Raw genomic sequence first — 4,041 nt, 5'->3', positions numbered from 1 at the left:
TGTACCAAAAGAATCGAGAAATGCCTGTGTTTGACCCGTCAATGTCGTATCGAGCATAATTTTCCTCCCTCGTTTCATCCTAATTCGAACACTCTAGGAGAACCGCACCATTAAGAGCCAGCGTTTTAGCTAAATGCTGCCAAACCTAATATCATGGGCTCAAGCAATCATTCGTTGCGGAGCTGCGCTCACAAGCTAATTAACGTCAGTTTTGGGCTCAAGGCGGTCATCTGAGCGCTTTTGTCGAATGTCCGCTTTAAGGTGTATAGCAGACTGGGAAAAATCTGGCGTATACCGTGCAAGACCTGCTCATAGCAGTAAATTGAAAAGGAACCCTCAATGGACTTGCCAAAGAACCATTTCAAAGAAGCCATCCTGCAAGGTAACCAGCAACTGGGTTTGTGGAGTTCGATCCGCGACCCCGCCATGAGTGAAATGCTGGCCGGGTGCGGCTATGACTGGATCGTACTCGATTGCGAACATTCTCCGCGCGATGTTCAGGAAGTTCTGCACGGGTTGCATGCCATGTCAGCCTATCCGGTGGAACCGGTTGTACGGGTGAAAAGCCTCGACGTCGCTGAGATCAAGAAAATGCTGGATATCGGCGCACAGACGATTCTTGTGCCATATGTGCAGAACGGAGAAGAGGCGCGGCTTGCAGCGGCGGCAGTCACCTATCCGCCCGCCGGTTTGCGCGGGGTTGCCGGGGGTACACGCGCAAACAGATTTGCTGCAATCCCCGATTACTTCACTAAAGCACGCGAAGAGATTTGCCTGATTGTTCAGATTGAAACGCGAGAAGCCATGAACAATCTTGAAGAGATTGCCACCACAGACGGCATTGATGCCGTCTTCGTCGGCCCAGCGGATCTGGCCGCCAGCCTAGGGCGCCCCGGAGATTTGAAACACCCCGATGTCAAAGAGGCGATCGTCAACACCATTCACCGCGTGCGTGCCCTTGGCAAACCCGCCGGATTTCTTTCCTCGGATCCGGAACTGTTGGGCCTCGTTTTCGACGCAGGCAGCGTATTCACCGCAATCGACATCGATATGACCGCACTTCGCCGCGTTGTGATAGCTCGTCTATCGGAGTATGAGGATATGAAGTAACGTGGGCGCATTGAGCTTTCGGATCTGATACAAGCAAAGACCGCACGTTCGCTCATGCGGTCATTGTGTCTGGCTGTTTCGTAGAAAGTACGCCAGTTTAATTGAAATCGAACGACGGCTTCGGGCTCGGTGCGGTCATTCGGCAAAATTCCGTCAACGTCTGCCTTGCGGACAAACCTGCTGTTAGCCACAGCGCGGTGCGATTGTTCCGCATGGACGACCGCTTCGCGGACAAAGTTACCGAAAAGCAGACTGAACTGAATGTCTGCTTTCCTTTTGCTTACAGTCACTTTAGGGCTAACCACCGTGTCGCAGAGATTGGGGGACAGACCATGCTGAAGGTGCTTGTAACTGGTTCGTCGGGTCGGATTGGGAGGGCATTTTTTGCCGCATATCAAGAGCGGTATCAGTTTGTGCTGACCGATTTGAATGAGCCCACGTACCCTGTTTCAGGTCAGCATCATTTCGTGCGATCTGATCTCTCGGATGCAAATGCTGCAGCGGTTTTATGTCAAGGAGTGGATACCGTTGTACATCTCGCAGGCGTACCCGACCCGAATGCAGAAATTGACGAAGTGCTGCCTGCCAACATATTGGCGACAACCCATTTGATCGAAGCTGCTCGTCAGGCAAACGTCCGCCGCTTCGTCTTCGCGAGCAGCGCGCAAACCATCGAAGGATACCCCGTAGACCGGCAAATCGTTCCGGGAATGGCTGTTGCCCCGGCCAATCTCTACGGCGTCTCAAAGTGCTATGGGGAAGCCTTGTGTTCGTTTTATGCGACGCAGCACGGCATGTCCTGCGTCTCCTTGCGAATAGGGGCGTTCGAACCTGCGGACGGCCCGCCACTTGAAACCATGCGTGACCTAAGCGCGTGGCTTAGTCATCGCGATGCGACGCACCTGATTGATCGCGCAGTCCAAGCAGAGATCGACGGGAGTTTTATCGCGCACGGCATCTCTAACAATCGGTTTAAGCGACTTGATTTGACCGAAACCTGTAGAGTGCTTGGATACGCACCTCAGGATGACGCGTTTTCGACTTTTCCGATACCATTCGCCTAAAGCCGACAAATGATGACGACGCGGCAACCGTCGAGTGGGGCTCAGAGCGGTCATTCGCTGCAGCGCCGCGTTAAGTGGTTAGCCGAACGTCTGGTCTGCGGACAAAGCTGTCGTTCGCTTCGGTACCATCGATCGGTGAAATCGGCTCATCAACCGACAAAACTCGAACGGGTGTCTTTAGAGCGTCACAATCGAGATCAAATTGATTGACAGCAAAACATATATGGCAAAAGGCGCGGCATTCTTATCCGTGCCATGCTAAGTTAATGGGACATCGCTTAGTCTTCCATTTTTTCTGGCAAATGAGCCTGTACATTGAGACGAATCTTAGTTTTCGCGGCATTTTTAACTGCAAATTCAACTAGTCCACCCGTTGCTCAAAGCATGGATCCTGATGCCTCCGAGGCCGCTGCACGAGCGGCTTTGTCTGTCTTGAGTATCGCGGCCACCCCAAACGAGACGCGATGTTGATCCCATCCCCGTAGATGTCTTCTTCTGTTTTTGTGATATCGCCGATATTTACTCCTATGCGCAAGGCGATTGGCGTGTGCCTCGGCATACGATCCTGAATTTGCATGGACGCATTTACTGCACCAGCCGCGCTTGAAAACTCCATAAGCCATCCGTCCCCCATCGATTTGAGGATTGCGCCGCCATATTCCGCGAGAATGGGATCGAAGGTTTCAGAACGCAGTTTTCGCACTGCATTGACAGTGTCTGCTTCATCTTCGCCCATCATTCGCGAAAAACCCACAAAATCGGCGGCCACTATCACTGCTAGCCTACGTTCCAAAATTTATCTCCAGATCGCATAAGCTGCGGCGTGTTGTTTTGGCGCGCTGTAGTTGCATGTGCTAACGTTCACAAAAATTTATGGCCGATCTTGTTGGACTTTGCAAACCACCGGAAGGGAAACAGTTCGGCAGTCCTGTACGTTGACGAATCAACTGGCTTTTCAAGGTTCACTTTGTGTTCGATGTAGCTATTCGCTGCCATTTGGTTGAAAGACTACTATGCGTAGAGTATTGGCTGAGACTAGAAAAACTCCGTTATCAACTCATTTTAGCTTCTGCTGACAAAACCCGGGCGTTTTAGGTGGTGTCGCCGCAGTCCTATTATCGAATTTTTCGCAAATATGCCCAAGAGACAAATCCCTTCAGACCACGCGCACGTTGCAAGGATACGCGGCACCAACGGGTGCCGCCGGTCTGCTCGCAACTGTGAACTCGTAAAGCGGTTCCATTTGGAAGGCCCACTATCACGTTGAAACCTATTCCCGGTCCTGCTCGCAATTTCAGCATGTCTCCGTCTTCAACGCCAAAAACCTCGTATCGCCCAAGAGAAGCTGCAGTCGCGGATTGAGCTAAGACAATGGCGCTTAGGAAAAATACCACCAAGGGCAAGAATATTGCACTGCGCATAACGTTAACCTGCCTGTTGCCTCAACTACAATCCTAGCGTCTTTGATCATCAAGCGAAACTCCCTGACCTAAGAATGTGCACGTTTAAACCGACATTGAACTAAAATTCTTAATTATGCCGAAGGTCTAATTTGAGCTCGACAAGGTCATTCGCTGCAGTCGGCGAGAGCTTCCGCTTTGCGGACAAAGCAGCCTTTGACCGATCGTCCAGCCAACGACCGCTACGCGGACGAAACGGACATTCCCATCTGGGCAAAAGATCAAAGAGCGCCAACCTGTTCCAACGCCGCTTTCACGACGCTGATCTGCGCGTCAGACAGCGCGGCCTGTGGTGGCGCGGGCTCCCCGCAGTCAAATCCCTGGAGCCTTAAGCCTGCCTTCACAGCGCCTGCTAAATTGAAGCGAGCAAAGACCTGGTTCACGGTCCATAGCTCACGTTGAAGGGC

4 protein-coding genes and 1 pseudogene are annotated in these 4,041 nt (G+C 52.0%); 2 read left to right on the top strand and 3 right to left on the bottom strand.

Features of this window, described 5'->3' with window-relative positions; genetic code table 11:
- Positions 1-339: 339 nt before the first annotated feature.
- Positions 340-1,110 (top strand): HpcH/HpaI aldolase family protein, encoded by a 771-nt coding sequence (locus AC2FNE_RS24455; RefSeq protein ID WP_170608759.1) that lies wholly within the window; start codon positions 340-342, stop codon positions 1,108-1,110.
- A gap of 212 nt (positions 1,111-1,322) precedes the next feature.
- A complete protein-coding gene (locus tag AC2FNE_RS24450; protein WP_217362413.1) occupies positions 1,323-2,174 on the top strand; it encodes an NAD-dependent epimerase/dehydratase family protein in 852 nt (283 codons plus the stop codon).
- Between the two features lie 361 nt (positions 2,175-2,535).
- Here the strand turns inward: AC2FNE_RS24450 and AC2FNE_RS24445 are convergent, their stop codons facing one another.
- From AC2FNE_RS24445 to AC2FNE_RS24435, 3 genes and pseudogenes are all read right to left on the bottom strand, one after another.
- Positions 2,536-2,967 carry an adenylate/guanylate cyclase domain-containing protein gene (locus tag AC2FNE_RS24445; RefSeq protein WP_170608707.1) on the bottom strand — a complete coding sequence of 144 codons (432 nt, stop codon included), beginning with the start codon at positions 2,965-2,967 and terminating at the stop codon, positions 2,536-2,538.
- Positions 2,968-3,289: 322 nt separating this feature from the next.
- Positions 3,290-3,595 (bottom strand): SH3 domain-containing protein, encoded by a 306-nt coding sequence (locus AC2FNE_RS24440; RefSeq protein ID WP_170482055.1) that lies wholly within the window; start codon positions 3,593-3,595, stop codon positions 3,290-3,292.
- Between the two features lie 260 nt (positions 3,596-3,855).
- Positions 3,856-4,041 (bottom strand): annotated as a pseudogene (locus AC2FNE_RS24435) (dihydrodipicolinate synthase family protein); the annotation flags it as partial.

Source organism: Ruegeria sp. YKSD179 (genome assembly GCF_059612885.1).
Note: the sequence above shows the minus strand (reverse complement) of the source record. Positions and strands in the feature narration are given on the sequence as shown.